The organism is Thiolapillus sp. (genome assembly GCF_048562965.1).
Lineage (GTDB): Bacteria > Pseudomonadota > Gammaproteobacteria > Chromatiales > Chromatiaceae > Thiolapillus > Thiolapillus brandeum_A.
This window is the reverse complement of the sequence record NZ_JBHNMF010001397.1, coordinates 1-650: the sequence shown is the minus strand read 5'-3', so window position 1 is coordinate 650 and position 650 is coordinate 1. Positions and strand designations below refer to the sequence as shown.

Genomic DNA, 650 nt, shown 5'->3' with positions numbered 1-650 from the left:
ACCTGCCGTTACCGACACGCACGCAAGACTCGGTTACTCTCTCCCGGCCAGGTTTGAGAGGCGGGCCTTTCACCCACTTGGAAAGCACACAGCTTTCAGGACGCACGCCCGAATATTTCATAAATTAAGAGTGGCAAAGCCCAATAAGTTCGATAAAATTCAGATGTCTAACTTGAATTCGAACAGGACTTTGCCCATGACAGAATGTACCCAAGAATGCTATAATTTTCAAGCGTGTCTTCGGCCTCGTGGTCAGTGCCCGCTGCTGTCGTTATGGGTATCCCCATGTACACCAACGCCGCTGGCATCATTCCCATCGTAGAGGCGCTGATTGGCAAGGGCGCCCCCCCTGGGCACCACCTTGGCGTTCATGATGAGCGTCATCGCTCTGTCGCTGCCTGAGATGCTGATCCTGCGCAAGGTGCTCAAGCTGCCCCTGATCGCCACCTTCGCCGGGGTGGTGGGCAGCGGCATCCTGCTGGTCGGCTTCCTCTTCAACGCCATTCTTATACCTCTTCAACGCCATTCTTATAGAGGAGATCTACATGTCCGCACCCGAACTGCACTCGTCCATCGTCGCCCTGGTCTCGCTTGCCGCGGGCATCGCCGCCAAGCATCCTGACATGGGGCTGTGTCAGCTCAAGAAGCTG

General features: G+C 55.8%; 2 protein-coding genes. One reads left to right on the top strand and one right to left on the bottom strand.

The genetic code is table 11. The annotated features are described in order from the left end of the window. Positions 1-252 precede the first annotated feature (252 nt). Complete coding sequence (locus ACOCD2_RS24550; protein ID WP_419590592.1) at positions 253-504, bottom strand: hypothetical protein; 252 nt, start codon at positions 502-504, stop codon at positions 253-255. Here ACOCD2_RS24550 and ACOCD2_RS24545 point away from each other — a divergent pair. Further along, a complete protein-coding gene (locus tag ACOCD2_RS24545) occupies positions 404-622 on the top strand; it encodes a hypothetical protein (protein ID WP_305802530.1) in 219 nt (72 codons plus the stop codon). The genes ACOCD2_RS24550 and ACOCD2_RS24545 overlap by 101 nt on opposite strands. The last annotated feature ends 28 nt before the right edge of the window (positions 623-650 follow it).

Excerpts from the sequence above, each read along its gene's own strand:
- ACOCD2_RS24545 (WP_305802530.1), top strand. The coding sequence starts at position 404 with ATGCTGATCCTGCGCAAGGTGCTCAAGCTGCCCCTGATCGCCACCTTC.
- ACOCD2_RS24550 (WP_419590592.1), bottom strand. The coding sequence starts at position 504 with ATGGCGTTGAAGAGGAAGCCGACCAGCAGGATGCCGCTGCCCACCACC.